This is a genomic window from Lujinxingia vulgaris, from assembly GCF_007997015.1.
Classification (GTDB): Bacteria; Myxococcota_A; Bradymonadia; order Bradymonadales; family Bradymonadaceae; genus Lujinxingia; species Lujinxingia vulgaris.
Map to the genome: position 1 here is coordinate 185735 of NZ_VOSM01000001.1, position 17887 is coordinate 203621.

Sequence of the window (17887 nt, forward strand, 5' to 3'; positions counted from 1 at the left end):
CCGGTGGTTGTGTCTGCGGTGCAAGAGGAGAGCAGCTATGATGCGTCGAATGCGCAGCGCCTGGGAGCGAACCCCGGCCTGGTTGGGGCGGGGAAGGGGAGCGACGGCGGCGGAGTATATGGTGCTCCTGATGCTGGCAGCGCTCTTTATCGTGGCGATGATTCGGGTCTTTGGCTCGTCGGTGACCTCGAAGTTCGAAGCGAGTCGCCAGGAGATCTCGGGGATCAGCAGTGAGGATCGTGGGACAAGTGCGGCGGGGCAGGGCGCGGCCGGTGCAAATAATGGTGAGCAACGCAGCATGACCCGCACGACGGTTGCGGCGGCGGCCACGAACTCAGCCGCCGCTGAGGCCCGCGCGCGTGGGGAGCGCCCGCAGGCCAGATGGTGGTCGGTGGGAGGCGTGAGCTGGATTGTGGTGGCGATCGTGCTGGGGCTCTTCGGGCTCTTAGGCTACGTGATCTTTGGCGGGAAGAAGGAGTGAGACGCCCGTCTTACTCCACCGCCTCTTACTCCACCGCCGCAAGCACGAAACGGAAGAGCAGCACGCAGAGCACACCGTAGGCCAGATCCATGGCGATCATCGCCTTGACCCACCCCTGAACCTGGGGCCAGTCCTGCCCGGCGAGCAGGGCGGCGCTGATTTTGACCCCGGCGATGAGCAGTGGGATGAGCAGGGGGTAGAGCAGCACCGGCAGGAGCACTTCGCGAAGATCGTTTTTGACGAGCATCGCCGAGACGAGTGTGCCCAGGGTGGCAAAACCCAGGGTGCCGATGAGCACCGAACCCAGATGCAGCGCCCAGGTCGGGCCCAGATCGACGGAAAACGCCAGCAGGAGCAGGGGGATGAGCGCGAGCTCAAAGAGAAGCATGAAGATCAGGTTCGCGGCGAGTTTGCCTATGTAGAGGCTGACCTGACTGCCCGGAATCAGCGCCAGGGCGCGCAGGCAACCGCTGGCCGTCTCATGTTGAAAGCTGCGCCCGATGGCCAGCGTGCCGCTGAAGACGATCGAGATCCACAGGATGCCGGGGAAGACCTCCGCGGTGGCGTCGCCGCTGCGGTAGAAGGCAAAGGTGAACACCGCCATCAGCAGCACCGAGAAGGCCACGGTGGTGGTGAGGATCTCGCGGGTGCGCCACTCCCGGCGCAGATCTTTGGCCAGGATCGTGCGGCTCTGTCGCAGGATGAGCGAGGTCTTCATAACCGATTGCCGGGGCTCAGGCGTGGGCCTGATAATGCGAGACGAGTGGGGTGCCGGGGGGGAGCGGGCCGCTGGCACGCAGCTGGCCTTTGCGCAGGATGAGCACGTTATCAGCCAGCGTCTCAATGAGCGAGAAGTTGTGGGAGATGATCACCACGATGCGGCCCTCATCGCGAAGTTCGCCTAGCAGGCTGCTGACAAGGGCGGTGCCGGCCTGGTCGAGCCCGGTGGCCGGCTCATCGAGGAGCACAAGCTGGGGGTCGTGCAGGAGGGCGCGTGCGATGGTCAATCGCTGCTTCATGCCGCGCGAGTAGGTGCCCACCGGGCGGTCTGCCGCCGCGCTTAAGCCCACGCGCTCCAGCCACCCTTCGACGATCTTCTGGATGTGGGGGATGCCGTAGAGCTGACCAAAGAAGGTGAGGTTCTCGCGGCCGGTGAGCTCGTCGTAGACGAGTGTCTGGTGGCTGACCCAGCCGATGCGGGCGCGGCCGCGGCGGGCGAAGTCGGCAAAGGCGACCTTGCCAAAGCGCACCTCGCCATCGGAGGGGGCGTCGACGGTGGCCAGAATGTTGAGAAGCGTGGACTTGCCGGCTCCGTTATTGCCCAGCAGGGCGGTGATGGAGCCGGCCTTAAGTGTGGTGCTGACCCGGTGGAGCGCAAAGGTGCGCCCGAAGACGCGCGAGACGTCTCGCAGCGTCACTGCGTTGGGGGAGCGTGGGGGCATGGAGCGCTCGGGGATGCCGGCCGACGATCAGCTTTGAGGGGCGTGACCCAGGTCGCGCAGCTTGGAGAGGATGAGCGAGAGACGCTCGCGCAGTAGCCCCACCTCCGCGTCGATCTCCCACCGAGTCTCTTCGTCTGCGCTCTGGCGAAGACGCCTGAGCTCGGCCAACTCGTCGAGGATCAGCTCGCGCTCGGCGTTGAGCGCGCTCAAGATCTCGTCGCGCTTGCTGCCGTCATTGAGCCGGCGGTGCTCCCGAAGTCCGAATCCGACCACCAGGAGCGAGACGAGGATACCCAGCGCCAGCGCGATCCAACCGCCCAGCGGGCGGCCAAAGGGCAGCCCGCGCAGCTGGAAGGCATAGGGCTGGCCGGCGGCCACGTCGCTGCGGTTGGCGATGAGAAACTCCATGTCATCGCGCAGCCCCAGCGAGGAGGCGTCGGTGGTCAGCTCAAAGCCCGGGGCGACCATCTCCAGGGTGCTCAGGCGAGGGGTGCGCTTGTACTGGGTCTGCAGCGGGGCGATCAGCTGGAGGGTGTCGGTCGGCCAGGCCATCTCCTGCTCGTAGTTGAAGACGTCATCGCGCGCCGAGACCGAGAAGCGAATCTGCATCGTCACCGGCTCGCCGGGCTTAATCACGCCCTTCCAGAAGACGACGTTGTTGATGACCTCGAAGCTTCCCTGGCCATCGGCGCGGATGCCTTCGGCTTTGACGGGCAGGCGAATCGGCAGGCCGCGCTCGTATGCGGGGTCGGGGAGCATCGCCACATCGACGGCGTGCTCGGCGTCGAGGGTAAAGGTCCAGGTCTGGCTGAGGATGATGTACTCCTCCCAGGGCTCGACGATGACGCGTTTGGAGGCGACGCGAAGCCCGGAGAGGTCGTGGCCGCGATCGAAGACGCGCACATCCATGCGCACGCCGTCAGCCGCCGCGTAGGCGCGCGAGCTGAAGGGAACGCCGCCGTAGGTGGCGTGGGCGCTGAGACGAAGACCCTGCTGGGCGACCGCGGCCGGCACCTGATTGAAGACGGCCAGGCCCTCGGCGTTGGCCACCGAGGTCCAGCGTGCAACGGGCTCCGGCGGGGTGACCTCGAAGGGCCCCCGGGGACGCGCGGCCTCCAGGATGACCGGGGTGCCGGTGAGATCGGCGCCCGGGTCGGCGCCGTGCTCGAGCTGCACGTTGATCGTCCACGGCTGAGCCGCGGCGGTGGGTGCAGCCTGGGGCTGGCCCTGTGCCATCGGGGCAGCCGGCGCCTGCGGGAGGCCGGGGGCATCCTGGGCGAAGGCCGGGGCGGCACAGAGCGCCATAACAAGCGCGGCGATGGAGGCGGGAAGGAGCGTTACAAACTTCATCCGGTGACCTCGGAGGTCAGGGGGGCAGCGTGGCGGGGGCGCTCGTCCGCATCAGCAGCGGAGGATTCGCGTGGCGTTCCACAAATGGCGCAGAAGCGCGCGCGGGGGCTAAGCGGCTCACCGCATTCGGTGCAGGCGTCAGTGGCCTTAGCGGTCTTCTGGGGGGGCTGTGAGGCATCTTTTGCCCCCGGCGCCTGTGCTTCGGGCTCAGGAAGGGCCTGCTGGCGAGCTGCGACGGCGTCTTCGATGTGGGATTCCCACTCGCGTCCGCCGTGAATGGCGTCGAGACGACGCATGATGGCGACGGCGCGGCGCTCATGGGAGCGCTTGAAGCGGGCGTAGTCCTCGGTGGAGATCTTGGCGGTCTGGTGGTCGTATTCGATATCGCGAAGGGACTGCACCAGGGCGGCCTTGCGGGCCATCAGGCCCTCGATCTCACGGAGCTCCTCATCGAGGACTTCGAAGCGAAGTTGCGCGTCGCGCTGCGCCAGAAAGGGGCGAAGCATGTTGAGCAGGCCCCAGAGCGTAAACGCGATGGCGACGATCAGCAGGGGGAGGCTCATGAGGGCTCCGGCTGCACGGGGGATTCAGCGCTCGGGGTGTCGACGAGCTCGGCGACGGGAGCTTGCTCCAGGCGGCGGACGTCACCCCAGGAGGTGTGCGACTCGACGGTCCAGATGAGCATCGGGGAGAAGACGATCATGACGACGCCGCCGAAGATCGCGGCGCGCCCGATGCCGCCGGCGCCCGGGCGCAGCGACTCCAGGGATTCGCGCGTGGGCCACAGACAGATCAGCGTGCCGAGCACCAGGATGATGCCGCCGAACCAGAACCACCAGGTGAAGGGGCTGACAAAGATCTTGAAGGCGGCCTGGCGGCCGTCCGGGTCGAAGTTAACAAGCGCCACGTAGACGTCTTCCAGCGGGGTGGAGCGGATGTCGATCTCGCTCACGGGCATGTTCGGGCTGGAGTGGAAGACGGACTTCCCGGGGTGCATCTCGTAGAGGGCGCGACCGTCTCGGGCCACCTGCACGGCCGAGGAGTAGAGGACGCGCTCGCGGTTATGCTGATCGCTCAAGCCCTGGTAGGTGAAGGTGAAGTCGCCGATCTGCACCGACTCCCCCTGGGCCAGGCTGACGTCTTTTTCGATCTTCATGGCGTTGCCGGCAAAGGCGACGAACGCGAAGACCACGCCCAGGTGCACGATGTAGCCGCCGTAGCGGCGTTTTTGTTTCATGCAGAGGCGGTAGAGCGACTCGCCGAAGCTCTCATCGTGCATGCGCCGGCGGGCGCTGATGCCGCGGGAGAACTCCTGGACGATGGTGGCGCCGACAAAGAAGCACAGGGCGATGGCGATGATCGCGTAGGTTGCGTCCAGGCTGTCGGGGCTGACCAGGCCCTGGCCTCGCACCACCCAGTAGAGGCCGACGCTTAAGGGGGTGAGGATGAGGGCTGCGGCGATGGGGATGATGAAGTTGCGCTGGAAGTTCTTCCAGTTGGCGCGTCGCCAGGCGATGATCGTGCCGATGCCCATCATCAGCATCATCAAGAGTCCCAGGGGGATCATCCAGCGGTTAAACCACTGGGGCCCCATGGCGATGTCCTGGCCGGTGAGGCCCTCTTTGATGCGCGGCCACAGGGTGCCGAAGAGCACCACGGCGGTCATCGAGAGGAACATCCAGTTGTTGAAGATGAAGGCGGCCTCGCGGCTGACCGGGCTATCCAGGCGCTGCTCGCTCTTGAGTGCCTTCCAGCGGTAGACGAAGAGCGCCACGCTGAAGACGGTCACGGTGAGGAGCAGGTTGAGGAAGTAGGGGCCGATGTCGCTCTGGGCAAAGGAGTGCACCGACTCAATAAGCCCGCTGCGGGTGATGTAAGTGCCGAAGATGGTCAGCAGGAAGGTGCCGATCATCAGGCCGACGTTCCAGCGCTTGAGCATCCCGCGGCGCTCCTGAATGAGCAGGGAGTGGATCAGCGCGGTGGAGGTCAGCCAGGGCAGCAGGGCGGCGTTTTCGACCGGATCCCAGGCCCAGTAGCCGCCCCAGCCCAGCTCCTCGTAGGCCCACATGCCGCCGAGGATGTTGCCGATGCTCAAGAAGAGCCAGGGCCAGAGGATCCACTTGCGGGCGGCCTCGACCCAGGCGTTGGAGAGGTTGCCGCTTAAGAGCGCGGCGATGGCAAAGGCGAAGGGCACGGTCATCGAGGCCATGCCGGTGAGCAGGGCGGGCGGGTGCAGCACCATCTTCGGGGTCTGCAGAAGGGGGTTGAGGCCCTTGCCCTGGGTGGGGTCGTCGATGAGGTGGTAGCCCTCAAAGGGGTTGGAGCCGAAGACCAGGATGATGAGCAGACCGGCGGCCACCGCCATGCTCACAGCCATCACCCAGGGCATAAAGTCCTGGTAGCTCTTGCGGTTGGTGTAGACGCAGATGGCCGTAAAGAGGGTGACCTTCCATACCCAGAAGAGCAGGCTTCCGGCCTGACCGCCCCAGAAGGCGCCTAGCAGGTAGAAGGTCGGCATGCTCTGGTCGGAGAACGCCGCCACGTACTTGATGCTGAAGTCGTGGGTGAGCAGCGCGTGGATGAGCACCATCGAGGCGACTGAGAGGGCGCCGAAGGTGGTGTAGGTCGCAAAGCGCGTGGCGTGTAAGAAGCGCCGCGAGCCGGTGCGTGCTGCGATGATGCCCATCGTCACGCCAACAATCGCGACGTAGAGCGCCAGATAGATGGCAAGGGATCCGAGCCAACTCATAGACTGTCCGGGGTTTTAGCGTGCGGCTTGTGGCGAGAGCTCAGCGCCGGTGGGGGGGGCGCCCTCATAGCGGCTGGGGCATTTGACGAGGACCTCGTCGGCGTGGAGCGTCAAGGTCTCATCGACGACGCCCTGGGCGACAACTTCGCTGTCTTCCTGGAAGGTGTCGGGGAGCGCCCGGGTGTAGACGACTTTCATGCCCACGCCCTGCTCGGAGATGCGGAAGGTGTTGTGGATGCCGCCGGCTTCGCCCTCAAAAGAGCCCGGCTCGACGATGCCTTTGATGCGCACGGTCTTGCCGATGAGATCGTCACCTTTGGCCACGGCCTGATCCACTTCATAGAAGTAGGTCTCGCCCTCCAGGCCGTCGAGGACCAGGAAGGCGATGGCGACGATGGCGACCAGCACGCCGATGATCAGGCCCCAGCTCGGGCCGTCGGCCTGCGAGGAGGGAAGATCATCGAGGGCGTCGAGCTCCTCATCGAGGAGGTCGGCGTCGAGGTCACCGTCCCAGCCGCGGGGGTTGGGGTCGGAGGGGGGCGTGGTATGAGTGCTCATAAGCGGATCCAGAATCAAACGGTTGACGAAGCCACCGTGGGAACGTCGATGTCGGGGCCGGGCATTCCCCGAAAATGCAGCGAGTTCGGGCGCCGGCGACCAGTAGGGAGGGTTAGCGTAAGCGCACCATGCTGGCAAGGCTATGGCTTGCGGCATTTTGACGCGTGACCAGGCCTTAAACGTCAGACGCGGCGCCCCGGGATGTCGGGGGCCGCGTCTGTGGAGGTGCCAGAAGGGTGAGGTCGCGTCGTTTACCAGAGGTTGATGATATGGTTGTTGTCCTCGTCCTCTTTGGGGGGCGTCTTCTTTCTGGGAGTGCGCCGGGTGGTGGAGCGTCGCGTGGAGCGGCGCGGGGCCTTTTTGACGGTGGGATCGGTGAAGTCCTGTTGGATGCGGAAGATCGTCTCGTCGTAGCCCAGCGCAAGCTCGTAGGCGGGGCGGGCTGGCTCGAAGTAGGGGGAGCCGTCGACGCCAGGCTCAAAGGCCGGGGTGCGGATGGTGACCTCGGCGGTGCGACCCGGGACGCCCTCGAAGGCGAACTGGGCGACGCCGCGATCGTCGGTGCGGGCGACCTCTTCACCGTCGAGGTGGATGGGGAGGTTGTTGCAGGCGCCTTCTTTGATGCGATCGTCGCAGTTTGCCTGGACCCAGCCCATGTAGGTGTGGCGCATCGAGATGACCTTCGGTTTGAGGGTCAGAGGCAGGCTGGAGAGCTGGCCGCCGATGGTCTCGGTGACGCGGAGCTGATCGACGAGCTCGCCATTCTCGGCGACGCGGAAGCCCTCGGGCGCGATGACTTTGAGGGAGACCTCGGTGCCGGGCTTCTCAACCAGGGTGGCTTTGAAGATGCCGTCGGCGTCGGTAAAGCCCACGATCTGGCCGTCGAGCTCGACGGCGGCCGCGCCGATGGGGGCGTCTTCGGGGCCGGTGACCTGGATGTCGATGGGGAACTCAAAGTCCGGCGGGGGGGGCGGGGGGGCCTGGGGCTCGGACTCACACGCGCTGAGCGCAAGGCTCAGCAGGGTGAGCATGGCGAGCGCGCCGAGATGGCGAGCGAAACGAGAGGTGCGGGTATGTGAGTTGAGCATCGTAAGCTCCGGGGCGCGTCGGGGAGGCGGCGTGGCGATCACTTATCGGTGTCGTCTTCGTTGCGAGTGACGGCGACAACTTCGGCGGAGGTGGTTGCCTGGATGAAGTCGTCGGCGTTGGCCGAGGGGTCGACGGCGCTGAGATCTTCGTAGTCGTTGCGGGCTTTGCCGACCAGTCCCTTGTCGAGCTCGCCCTCAACGCGCTCGCGCAGGTCTTTGATGTAATCTTTGATCTCGCGGTTGTCGTAGATCTCGCGCCAGAGGGCCAGATCGTCTTCGGCGGGCTCTTTTTGAGCGCGGATGACCTGAGTGACGGCCTCAAGGGCGGGGCGGTAGCTATCGAGCTGCTCGCTGCGACGCGCTTTGTCGCCTTCTTCTTTGAGCCGTCGGGCTTCGGCGCGAAGCTCGTCGAATTGATCTTCGGTGATTTCGGCCGGGCCGCTGGCGGGCGGGTTTTGTTTGAAGCTCTGCGAGATGGTCAGGCGCTGGTCGACGACGACGGTGCCGGGAAGCGGAACAGGGGGGGCGTTGGCCTGGGCTGCGGGATCCTCGGCGGCAGCCGGCGCGGCGGCTGCGGGAGCATTCGGGTCGGCAGCGGGTTCCTGCGTGCCGGGCTGGGCCGGCGCTGCGGCCTGCTGCTGGGGTTGGGGGGCTGGTTGAGCGGGTTCACCGCCCATAAACATCATGGCGACCAGGGTGAGCATCATCAGTGCGGCGACGCCGCCGATGACCACCTTGATGTCGAGCCCGCCGCTGCCGCCGCCGGACTTGAGCGCGGCGGCGAACTCGGCGGGGGTCTGCTGACGCTGGGTCGGGTCGGGGTGAAGGGCGGTCTGCAGGGCCTGGGCGAGCTTCTGATCGCCGAGCTGAGCCAGGCGAGAGCTGTCCAGGGGCAGGCCGGTGAGGGCGGCGGTGGCGACGGCGGCCAGGCTGAAGACGTCGGTGGCCGGGGAGAGCTGACGCTGGGCCGGCGGAAACTGCATCTCGGGGGGGCCGAAGGCACCCAGGCCGCCGCGGTCTTCAAAACGCAGCATGTCGAAGGGCTCGACCATCGCCTCGCCCTGGGGTGTGATCCAGACCGCGTCGGTGGTGAGGTTGGCGTAGGCGAGCTGCTGGGCGTGGATCGTCTCGAGCACCTCAGAGACGGATTTAAGCCAGGCGATGACCTGCTCGGGGTCTTGAGGGCCCTGCTGCTGGATGATCTGGGTGAGGCGGGTGCCTTCGGGGCGGTCGATCTCAACCCACATGCCGGATTTGGAGACGAACATGCCGTTCATCGGCACCAGGTTGGGGTGGCGCAGAGCGTGGAGCTGGGCGATGCGCTGGCGCAGCGGGGTGGACATCTGCTCGGCGGGGCCTTCCCAGACGCGTTTGAGGACGACGGGGCGGCCGAGCTGGTTCTGTGCAAAGATCAGCGTGATGTCGCCGCGCTGGATCGCATCGGGGGTGAAGATATAGCCGCGCTGCAGATCCTGGTCGTTCTCAATGGGGTCGCCGCCGGATGCCTCGGCGCCGGCCATCAGGGCGTTGACGTCGACAAACTGGGTGTTGCCATCGTAGCCGGCGGCCTGCTGCTCGGGGGTGTAGTGGGCGGCCTGCTCGGCGAAGTCTGCGATGTTCACAAACTGGGTGCTGCCCTCGTAATCGGGGGCCTCGTCGCCGACGTAGACCTGATGGCCGCCGGAGCCACCCATGGAGGGGGCTGCCGGTTGTGCTGGTTGTGCCGGGGCGGCCGGTTGAGAATAGCCGCTGTAGTCGGGGGCGCTGCTGGTGATGTGATCGTCGGCGCCGGGGCCGCCCATCATATCCGGAGGCAGCTCAAAGAGCTGGGTGGCCTCGTCGGAGGGGCCGTCGAAGGTGGGAGGGGGCGCGAACTGGGGCTCAGGGGCGCCCTGCAGCGCGTTGAGGTCGACCATCTGGGTCTTGTCATCGGCGTCGGACTCAAAGCCGCCGTCGCCTCCCTGCTGGCGCTGGTTGGCTCGGTCGATGAGGCTTCGGCGGGCTTGTTTGAAACGATCGTCGGACATGTTCAGGCCGTAAAAAGAGGGGCGCAGGCTGCGGGGGGCTCACAGGTGATGCGTCATGAGAATCAGTCGCGGGGTTTGGCGAACCAGCGTTCATCGATAGGCAGGCCGCGCTCGCGGATGGCGTCGATGAAGGTGGGGAGGTTGCCCATGCCGATGTGTTCGCCGAGGACCTTGCCGGTATCCGGATCGTTGCCACGGTTGCGGAAGACGAAGATCGGACGAATACGATATTCGCCGCGCTCATCGAGGCCGAGGACCTCGCAGATGTGGGTGATCTTACGGCTACCGTCGTTGAAGCGGCTGGTCTGAATGATGACCTGGATGGCGGAGGCGACCTGGCTGCGCAGGGCGGCCAGGGGCATGTCGACCTCGCTCATCATGGCCATGGTTTCCAGACGGCGCAGGGTGTCGTCGGGGTAGGTGGCGTGGGTGGTGGACATGGTGCCACCGTGACCGGAGGTCATGGCCTGAAGCAGGGTCAGCGCCTCGCCGCCGCGGATCTCCCCGATGACGATGCGGTCGGGACGAAGGCGCATCGCGGAGTGGAAGAGGTGCTCGATCTCGACGGCGCCGCGGCCTTTGGCGTCGGGGCCGCGGGTCTCAAGCATCAGGCAGTGGGGCTGCTGCATCTGAAGTTCGGAGGAGTCCTCGATAACGATGATGCGGTCGTCGTCGCTGATGAGCGAGCTGACGCAGTTGAGCAGCGAGGTCTTTCCGGAGCCGGTACCGCCGGCGACGATGATGTTGCGCTCCATCTTGACGCAGATGTCGATGAAGTTGGCCGCTTCGCGGGTGATCGAGCCGTAGCTGATGAGCTTGTCGATGGTCAGATCGAACTTGCCGAAGCGGCGAATGGCCATCGAGACGCCGTTGCGGGCGCAGGGGGGCAGCACCACGTGCACGCGGCTTCCGTCAGGGAGGCGCGCGTCCATGCGGGGGTGAAGTTCGTTGAGGGTTTTGCCGACGAACTGGGCGATGTTTTTGGCGCCGCCCATCAGGTCGTCTTCGTTCTCGAACTTCGCGTCGGTCTTTTGCAGCTTGCCCTTGACCTCGATCCAGATGTCGTTGGGGCCGTTGACCATGATCTCGCTGACGGAGTCGTCATCGAGGTAGGGAGTCAGCACGTGAAAGTAGCGCCGGATCGACTGTTCGAAGATTTGCTGTGGGATCATGGTGACTGCTTACGTGAGGCGCGCAGCGCTCTCAAAGAGAGCGGACTGGTTGCGTATGTCGCGCAGCTTTTGCGCTGCAGCGGGTCGGCGGGCGTAAACGATTGTCATCATCGCGGAGTATACACAAGCGCTCAAAGGGGCGTCAATCGGGCAGGATAGGGCCGCCGGGGCGGCTTGTGAGGGGGGGGAGGGCGTGCTAAAGCGGCGCGGGAATGCGGCCTGAAGCCATGGTGTTGTGGGCGGGCCGAAGGCCGGTCGGGCGTTGAGCGCGGGTGTCGCGCGAGATGATGGGTCGGCCCAAAAGTCAGGACGGTGGTTGAGCCGATGTTGAAGTTTATCGACAGGACGATTTTTCCGGTGGTCGCCGCGCTGGCTGTGCTGAGCACGCTTGTGGCGATGGGGCTGATCTTCTTTTACGCGCCGGTCGAGCAGACGATGGGCATTGTGCAGAAGATCTTTTATGTGCACGTGCCCTCGGCGATGGCCTCGTATGCGGGGTTTACGGTGACGGCGGTGTGCAGCCTGATCTACCTCTTTTCGCCGCGTGACCACTGGGATCACGGGGCGGTGGCCGGCGCAGAGCTGGGGCTATTTTACTGCATCTTTGTGCTGATCAGCGGTCCGTTGTGGGCGTACAAGGCCTGGGGAACGCCCTGGACCTGGGATCCGCAGCTGACGGCGACCTTCGTGCTCTTTTTGCTCTACGGGGGCTATGTGCTCCTTCGCCATTTTGGCGGGAGCAGCATGAGGCTCAAGAAGATCGCGGCGGTGCTGGGTGTGATCGCCTTTGTGGACATCCCGCTGATTCACTACTCGGTGCGGATCTGGGGCGGGTTGCACCCGGTGGTTGAGCGCGAGGGAGGCGGGGGGCTGGCGCCGGAGATGGCGCAGGTCTTCGGGGTGAGCATGCTGGCGTTTTTGCTGATGTTTGCCACGCTCTTGTGGCTGCGTTTTCGGGTGCGCTGGCGGGAGGCCGAGCTCGACCGGCTCTACCTGGAAGTTGAAGATCTGGCGCGGGTTCGCGAGGCGTGAGGCGAGGTGCACCTGGCGAGGTTTGGGCGCGCGGGCGTGGTGAGTGAAGGAGAGAGCATGAAGAAGCAGTGGAAAGGGTTGATGAGCGCGCTGATGGTGTTCGCGGCGGTGGTGGGGGCGTCGCCCCTGGCGAGCGCGCAGGGGGCGCAGACGTCGCTGGCCTCGCAGGACACCTCGGTGCCGGGCGGGACGTTGTTGATGATCTGCTACATCATTCTGTGGGTGATGATCGGCGGGTATGTGTTTTTTGTGATGCGTCGGCAGAAGGCGCTGGCCGAGGACCTGGAGCGCCTGGAAGGGCGGCTGGATGAGGTGCTGGGGACCGGTGCTGAGGGAGATGTGTGATGGCGAGTCGAAGTGAAGCGTTGCGGGTTACCCCGGTGGTGGGGGCGAGGGAGAGGCTGGCGTTTGCGCGTTTTGGTCGCGAGATTGGAAAGGGGGATCCGAACCATCGCACGTTGCCGGATCTGGTGGTCTGGAACGACCTTCGCCCGGGCGGAAACCCCTGGTTTGAGCATGGCGAGGCCGAGCTCTTTCTGGCGCGGCGTGGCGACCGGATCGTGGGGCGCATCTCGGCGCAGATCGACCAGGAGCATCTGAAGCGCTACGAGGATGATGCGGGCTTCTTTGGCTACTTCGACTGCGAGGATGATGCGGAGGTGGCCCAGGCGCTGCTGGATGCGGCGGCCGACTGGTGCCGGGCCCGGGGCATGGTGAAGATGCGCGGGCCCTTTTCGTTTTCGATCAACGAGAAGTGCGGGCTGCTGGTCGAGGGCTTTGATACGCCGAACTACGTGATGATGCCGCATAACGCGCCCTATTATGAGAGGTTGATCACGAGCGCGGGCTTTGAGGGCATTAAAGATCTTTATGCGTGGCGCTACCATCGCGAAGATCCGCCGGAGTCGGTGCTGCAGATCGCCGACGCGGTGGCGGAGTATCCGGGGCTGGTGGTGCGGCCGCTCAATATGGATGACATCGAGGGGGACCTCGAGATCATCATGGATATTTTCAATGATGCCTGGTCGAAGAACTGGGGATTTGTGCCGCTGACGCGCGCGGAAGTGCACGCGATCGCGCAGCAGTTCAAGCTGATTGCCGATCCGAATCTCTGCCTGATCGCCGAGGTGGAGGGGAAACCCGCGGCGATGGCGGTGGCGCTGCCGAACATCAATGAGACGGCGGCAGACCTTGACGGCAAACTCTTTCCGCTGGGGTGGGCGAAGTTGCTCTATCGGCTTAAAGCGAAGCCGCCTAAGACCTTTCGGCAGATTTTGCTGGGGGTCAAACGCGAGTACCGGGGTAGCGTGCTGGGGGGCTTAAGTGTGCTGCTTTATGTGACCATCCATCGCACGGCGTATTCGCGGGGTTATCAGGAGGCCGAGGCCAGCTGGACGCTCTCGGATAACGACCGCATCAACCAGGGGATGGCGTTTATGGGGGCGGAGCACTACAAGACCTACCGCATTTATGAGCGGGAGATTTAAGGCGCCGTTTAGGGTGCTATGAAGGTTGAGCGGAGGCTAACGATGCGGGTGTTTCTGACGGGTGGAACGGGGTTTGTGGGCTCGCATGTGGCCGAGGTGCTTCAGGATGCGGGCCACGAGGTGGTGGCGCTGGTGCGGGAGAGCTCGGATGTGCGTCATCTGAGCGCGCTGGGAGTCGAGCAGGTCGTGGGCTCGATGGGGGCGCCCGAGGCGCTTCTGGAGGTGTTGAAGGGCTGTGAGGTGGTGATTCACGTGGCGGGGATGACCACGGGGAAGAGCCCGCAGGAGCTCTTTGAGGTCAACGGGGCGGGGAGCGGGAAGTTGGCTCAGGTGGCGGCCGAGGCCGGTGTCGGGCGCTTTATTTATGTGTCGAGTACGGCGGCGCAGGGGCCGGGTCAGGGGAGAGAGCCCCGGCCGCGGGGTTTGCGGCCGGAGCCGGTGAGCCATTACGGGCGCAGCAAGTTGATGGGGGAGGGGGCGGTGCTGGCGGTGCGTGAGCAGATGGGGGTGACGATTTTGCGGCCGCCGCCTGTGTATGGGCCCCGCGATCGGGATATGTTTCAGGTCTTTCAGCTGGCGAAGTTCGGCGTGGGGCCGGTGCTGGGGGACGGGTCGCGCTGGTTGAGCGTGATTCATGTGCATGATGTGGCGCGGGCGGCGCTGCGCTGTCTGGAGGATGAGGGCACGGCGAACATCTATACGGTGGATGACGGCGGGCGCTACACCTGGCGGGATCTTACGCGGATTGTGGGGGAGGCGGTTGGCAGGCGGCCGGTGCATCTGCCGATCCCGCAGGTGCTCTTCGGGGCGGCGGCGGTGCTCAGTGAGGTGGGGGGCAAGATGGTGGGGGCGACGCCGATCTTTAATACCGACAAGTATGCGGAGATGTCGCAGCAGTCCTGGGTGTGCGGGCATGAGGCCATCGCCGAGAAGCTGGGGTGGGCGCCGAGCTTGAATCTTGAGGAAGGGGCGCGGCAGACGGCGCAGTGGTATCGGGAGCAGGGCTGGATATAGAGGATTTTGACGAGGGAGGGGCAAGCGCGACGTGGTTATGTTCGAGGCCAGGTGAGGTCAGCGAAGCGGTTGCGTTCGCGGGGGGATGAAGGTCAGCGACGTGATTGCGTTTGACGCCTGTTGACGTCAGCAAAGAGGTTGCGTTCGCGGGGGGATGAAGGTCAGCAATGCGGTTTCGTTCGCGGGGGGATGAAGGTCAGCGAAGTGGTTGCGTTCGCGGGGGGATGAAGGTCAGCGAAGTGGTTGATGTTCAGGCTGAATCAAAAAGGCCGCCCGGAGTGCCGGGCGGCCTTTTTGATTATTAAGTTATTTTAATGCAGGACGATCTTTTAAAGTCGTCATTGCACTGACTTGATTGAAACTACATCTCGTCGAGGGTCTCGATGCCGAGGATGGAGAGGCCTGCGCCCAGGGTGTTCTGGACGGCGCGGGCCAGGAGGATGAGGCCGTCTCTACGGGGGCCTTCCAGGTCGACGATGCGGTGGTCGGCGTCGTTGTAGAGGGTGCTGAAGGTTTTGGAGATGTTGAAGAGGGTCTCGGTGATGCGGCCTGGCGAGAGCTGGGTGGCGGCGGTCTCGACGGTGCGGGGCCAGTCCTGGAGCTGGCGGATCACCGCGAGTTCGAGATCGGTGGAGAGGCTTTGGAGCGCGGCGTTGCGGGCCTCATCGCTGAGCTCGGGCCAGCCGCCGAGCTTGCGGGCAATTGAGGAGATGCGCGCGTAGCTGTAGAGGCAGTAAGGGCCGGTGCGACCCTGGAAGTCGATGGACTTCTGGGGGTCGAACTGCACGGTGGAGCGCGGGGAGAAGTCGAGGATGAAGTACTTAAGCGCGGCCAGGCCGATGACGCGGGCGCGGTGGGCTTTGTCTTCGTCGGAGAGCTCGGGGTAGCGCTCGGCGACGGCGGCTGCGGCCAGGGATTCCATCTCGTTCATCAGGTCGTCGGCGTCGACGACGCGGCCCTCGCGGCTCTTCATCTTGCCGTCAGGGAGCTCCACCATGCCGTAGGAGAGGTGGTTGAGGTTGCCCTCAAGCTCGGGGCGCAGCATGGCGAGGATGCGGAAGAGCACATCGAAGTGGTAGTTCTGCTCGTCGCCGACGACATAGATCATGCGCTCGACGTCGTACTCGTCGAAACGGGCCAGGGCGGTGCCGAGGTCCTGGGTCATGTAGACGCTGGTGCCATCGCCGCGCAGAAGGACCTTCTGGCCCTGGAGGCCGAGGGCTTCGAGGTCGCAGACGACCGCGCCGTCGTCGAGTTTTTTGAACTTACCCTGCTGCAGGCCCTCTTCGACGATGGATTTGCCGAGTTTGTAGGTGTTGGACTCGTAGTAGACGCGGTCGAAGTGCACGCCCAGGCGGCTGTAGGTCTCATCGAAGCCGTCGAAGACCCACTGGTTCATGGTCTTCCACAGCGCCACGACTTGCGCGTCGCCGGCTTCCCAGTCGCGGAGCATCTGTCGGGCGGCGCCGCCGAGCTCGCTTAAGGTGTTGAAGTAGGTGTCTTTGAAGGCGGCGAAGAAGGCTTTTTTGAGGGCGTCGGCGTCGTCGCCGTGCGCTTTTCTGGCGTCTTTGCTCTCGGGGGAGCCGAGCCAGGCCTTCAGGCGCTCTTCGGCCTCGGGGCTTGTTTGCCAGGCCTTGTATTCTGTGCGGAACTCCTGGTCGAAGCGCACGTAATACTTGCCGACGAGGTGGTCGCCTTTAAGGTCGGCGCTCTCGGGGGTCTCGCCTTCTCCGAAGCGCTGGTAGGCGAGCATGGATTTGCAGATATGGATGCCGCGGTCGTTGATGAGGTTGACGCGGGTGACGTTGTGGCCGGCGAAGTCCAAGATGCGGGCTACGGAGTCACCGATGAGGTTGTTGCGCACGTGGCCCAGGTGCTGGGGCTTGTTGGTGTTGGGGGCGCTGAACTCGATCATGATCTTGTGAGGATCGAGGACATCGCGCCCGAAGTCGTCGCCGAGCTCCAGGGCCTGGGAGGTGACGATGTTGGCCAGCTGCGCGGGGTTGAGGCGCAGGTTGACGTAGGGGCCATCGGCGCTGACGGCGTCGACGAGGGGATCGTCGGCGATCACTCCTTCGAGGTGTTCAGCGATCTGAGCGGCGATCTGAGGGGGGCCTTTGCGCAGGTGTCGGGCCAGCAGGAAGACGGGGAATCCGCGGTCGCCCATGGTCGGGTCCGGCGGGTTGGCCAGGGTGATCTGTGCGGCGATGTCCGAGGGGATCTCGAAGGCCGCCAGGGCCTGGTCTTTGAGCGCGATGAGGTGGGATTCGATCTGGGCGATGCGCATGGACTCTCCGGTGGGCGCCCTCAACGTGAGCCCCCGGGGGGCAAAAGGGCGAAGACGGTGCGAGACGAGGCAGGGCTCGTCGAAGGTTTTGATCGGGGGCGCCGGGGGGGCATTGAGGCGCGCCCGTTAAGGTTGGCAGCGTCGCCGGGCAAACAAGGTTCGCCGGGCGACTGAGGGCGCAGAAGATAGGAGTGGCGGGCGGCGATGGCAAGAGGGGCGATGTTTGGTGAAGGGGCAGGGGCGTCTAAATTAGGGGTGGAGCGCGACCTGTTAGCCCGAAGTTGTGTGTGGCGGCGGGTCGAGACGACAAGATCACTTGCCGCGCGGAGCCCGATGGCCCGGCGGGGGCAGACGGTGGCGCGGGGAATTCAGCGACTCGGCCTGGGCCGCTCGTCAGCCGGTCGCCAACGTCAGCAGGGGAGTACGCTATGGCGAATAAGGAACAAGGCAGTCGAGAGTATCGCAACGAACCGGTGACAGGTGCGCATGCCTATGGCGAGGAGATCGTCATGGAGGGTGGTGCCTTTGTGGATCGACCAATCTCGCAGATCTCGTGGGGAGCTATTGTGGCGGGGGTCTTTGTGACCTTTGTCGTGCTGACGCTTCTCAACGTTCTGGGGTTGGCTATAGGAGCGGTGGTCTTTGATGCCTATCAGCCCAACCAGGGTGGAGAGCTCGGATTGGGTGCGGCGATCTGGTGGACGGTCAGTGCGTTGCTGGCGCTCTTTGCCGGCGGCTGGGTGACCGGACGCATGAGCGGGGTGCACCATCGCCAGGAGAGCCTCTTGCACGGGATCGTGACCTGGGCGGTGACGGTGACCGCGCTGTTGCTGGCAGTGAGCACGGTGTTTGGCCAGTTGGTTGGCGGAGCGTTCGGGTTTCTGGGCAGCACCGCGTCCAGCGCGGCCGGAGCGCCGGGGTGGCTCAATCAGATTCAGGGTGCGGCCGGGGAGTTGGGCTTGACCGCCGAGCAACTCTCGCAGCTGCAGGCGGATGCGTTGATGGCCGGTCAGGAGGCATCGACGGCGATGGCTGCGGCCTCTTTCTGGGCCTTTGTGGCGATCTTGCTGGGGGCGCTGGCGTGTGCCTTTGGCAGCGCTCTGGCGTCTTCGTCGCTGAGCGAGGAGGAGTTTTATGAGCGCGGTGGGGCCAAAGCTCACCGTCGTTTGCGAACCCGGGAGGTATGAGTTTGAGGCTTAT

The 17887-nt window shown here is 64.9% G+C and carries 16 protein-coding genes; 6 read left to right on the top strand and 10 right to left on the bottom strand.

The genetic code is table 11. The features are described 5' to 3' along the window. Nucleotides 1–37 precede the first annotated feature (37 nt). The gene (locus tag FRC98_RS00745) at nucleotides 38–481 is read left to right on the top strand and encodes a Flp family type IVb pilin (RefSeq protein WP_146979397.1); all 444 of its coding nucleotides are present in this window, start codon (nucleotides 38–40) and stop codon (nucleotides 479–481) included. A 25-nt stretch (nucleotides 482–506) separates the two neighbouring features. Here FRC98_RS00745 and FRC98_RS00750 read toward each other — a convergent pair whose 3' ends face one another. The 9 genes from FRC98_RS00750 to FRC98_RS00790 all read right to left on the bottom strand — a co-directional run bounded on the left by FRC98_RS00750 (nucleotide 507) and on the right by FRC98_RS00790 (nucleotide 10867). Beyond that, nucleotides 507–1199, bottom strand: a complete 693-nt coding sequence (locus FRC98_RS00750) for a heme exporter protein CcmB (protein ID WP_146979398.1) — start codon at nucleotides 1197–1199, stop codon at nucleotides 507–509. A 16-nt stretch (nucleotides 1200–1215) separates the two neighbouring features. Continuing rightward, nucleotides 1216–1923, bottom strand: coding sequence for an ABC transporter ATP-binding protein (locus FRC98_RS00755; RefSeq protein WP_146979399.1), 708 nt, complete (start codon nucleotides 1921–1923; stop codon nucleotides 1216–1218). A gap of 27 nt (nucleotides 1924–1950) precedes the next feature. Beyond that, nucleotides 1951–3273 (bottom strand): hypothetical protein, encoded by a 1323-nt coding sequence (locus FRC98_RS00760; RefSeq protein WP_146979400.1) that lies wholly within the window; start codon nucleotides 3271–3273, stop codon nucleotides 1951–1953. Then, a complete protein-coding gene (locus tag FRC98_RS00765; RefSeq protein ID WP_146979401.1) occupies nucleotides 3270–3836 on the bottom strand; it encodes a zinc ribbon domain-containing protein in 567 nt (188 codons plus the stop codon). Before FRC98_RS00765 ends, FRC98_RS00760 begins: the two co-directional genes overlap by 4 nt. Then, on the bottom strand, nucleotides 3833–6022 hold the full coding sequence (locus FRC98_RS00770) for a heme lyase CcmF/NrfE family subunit (RefSeq protein WP_146979402.1): 2190 nt from the start codon (nucleotides 6020–6022) through the stop codon (nucleotides 3833–3835). Before FRC98_RS00770 ends, FRC98_RS00765 begins: the two co-directional genes overlap by 4 nt. A gap of 15 nt (nucleotides 6023–6037) precedes the next feature. Beyond that, nucleotides 6038–6580 (bottom strand): cytochrome c maturation protein CcmE, encoded by a 543-nt coding sequence (locus FRC98_RS00775; RefSeq protein WP_230467141.1) that lies wholly within the window; start codon nucleotides 6578–6580, stop codon nucleotides 6038–6040. A 251-nt stretch (nucleotides 6581–6831) separates the two neighbouring features. Further along, entirely contained in the window at nucleotides 6832–7668 is an 837-nt protein-coding gene (locus FRC98_RS00780; RefSeq protein WP_146979404.1) for a hypothetical protein, read from the bottom strand. A 38-nt stretch (nucleotides 7669–7706) separates the two neighbouring features. After that, nucleotides 7707–9695, bottom strand: a complete 1989-nt coding sequence (locus tag FRC98_RS00785) for a protein kinase domain-containing protein (RefSeq protein ID WP_146979405.1) — start codon at nucleotides 9693–9695, stop codon at nucleotides 7707–7709. Nucleotides 9696–9757: 62 nt separating this feature from the next. Then, the gene (locus FRC98_RS00790; protein ID WP_146979406.1) at nucleotides 9758–10867 is read right to left on the bottom strand and encodes a TadA family conjugal transfer-associated ATPase; all 1110 of its coding nucleotides are present in this window, start codon (nucleotides 10865–10867) and stop codon (nucleotides 9758–9760) included. A 324-nt stretch (nucleotides 10868–11191) separates the two neighbouring features. Here FRC98_RS00790 and ccsA point away from each other — a divergent pair, with 324 nt between their 5' ends. From ccsA to FRC98_RS00810, 4 genes are read left to right on the top strand one after another with little or no spacing between them, the layout of a single operon-like run. Then, nucleotides 11192–11899 carry a cytochrome c biogenesis protein CcsA gene (ccsA, locus tag FRC98_RS00795; RefSeq protein ID WP_146979407.1) on the top strand — a complete coding sequence of 236 codons (708 nt, stop codon included), beginning with the start codon at nucleotides 11192–11194 and terminating at the stop codon, nucleotides 11897–11899. Between the two features lie 57 nt (nucleotides 11900–11956). Then, nucleotides 11957–12244 carry a CcmD family protein gene (locus FRC98_RS00800; RefSeq protein WP_146979408.1) on the top strand — a complete coding sequence of 96 codons (288 nt, stop codon included), beginning with the start codon at nucleotides 11957–11959 and terminating at the stop codon, nucleotides 12242–12244. Continuing rightward, nucleotides 12244–13386: a hypothetical protein gene (locus FRC98_RS00805; RefSeq protein WP_146979409.1), complete on the top strand. Its 1143-nt coding sequence runs from the start codon at nucleotides 12244–12246 to the stop codon at nucleotides 13384–13386. Before FRC98_RS00800 ends, FRC98_RS00805 begins: the two co-directional genes overlap by 1 nt. A gap of 42 nt (nucleotides 13387–13428) precedes the next feature. After that, nucleotides 13429–14400, top strand: coding sequence for an NAD-dependent epimerase/dehydratase family protein (locus FRC98_RS00810; protein ID WP_230467142.1), 972 nt, complete (start codon nucleotides 13429–13431; stop codon nucleotides 14398–14400). A gap of 361 nt (nucleotides 14401–14761) precedes the next feature. Here FRC98_RS00810 and FRC98_RS00815 read toward each other — a convergent pair whose 3' ends face one another. Next, nucleotides 14762–16687, bottom strand: a complete 1926-nt coding sequence (locus FRC98_RS00815) for an arginine--tRNA ligase (protein WP_146979411.1) — start codon at nucleotides 16685–16687, stop codon at nucleotides 14762–14764. 428 nt (nucleotides 16688–17115) lie between these two features. Between FRC98_RS00815 and FRC98_RS00820 the strand changes: the two genes are divergently transcribed. Then, nucleotides 17116–17874 carry a hypothetical protein gene (locus FRC98_RS00820; RefSeq protein WP_146979412.1) on the top strand — a complete coding sequence of 253 codons (759 nt, stop codon included), beginning with the start codon at nucleotides 17116–17118 and terminating at the stop codon, nucleotides 17872–17874. The last annotated feature ends 13 nt before the right edge of the window (nucleotides 17875–17887 follow it).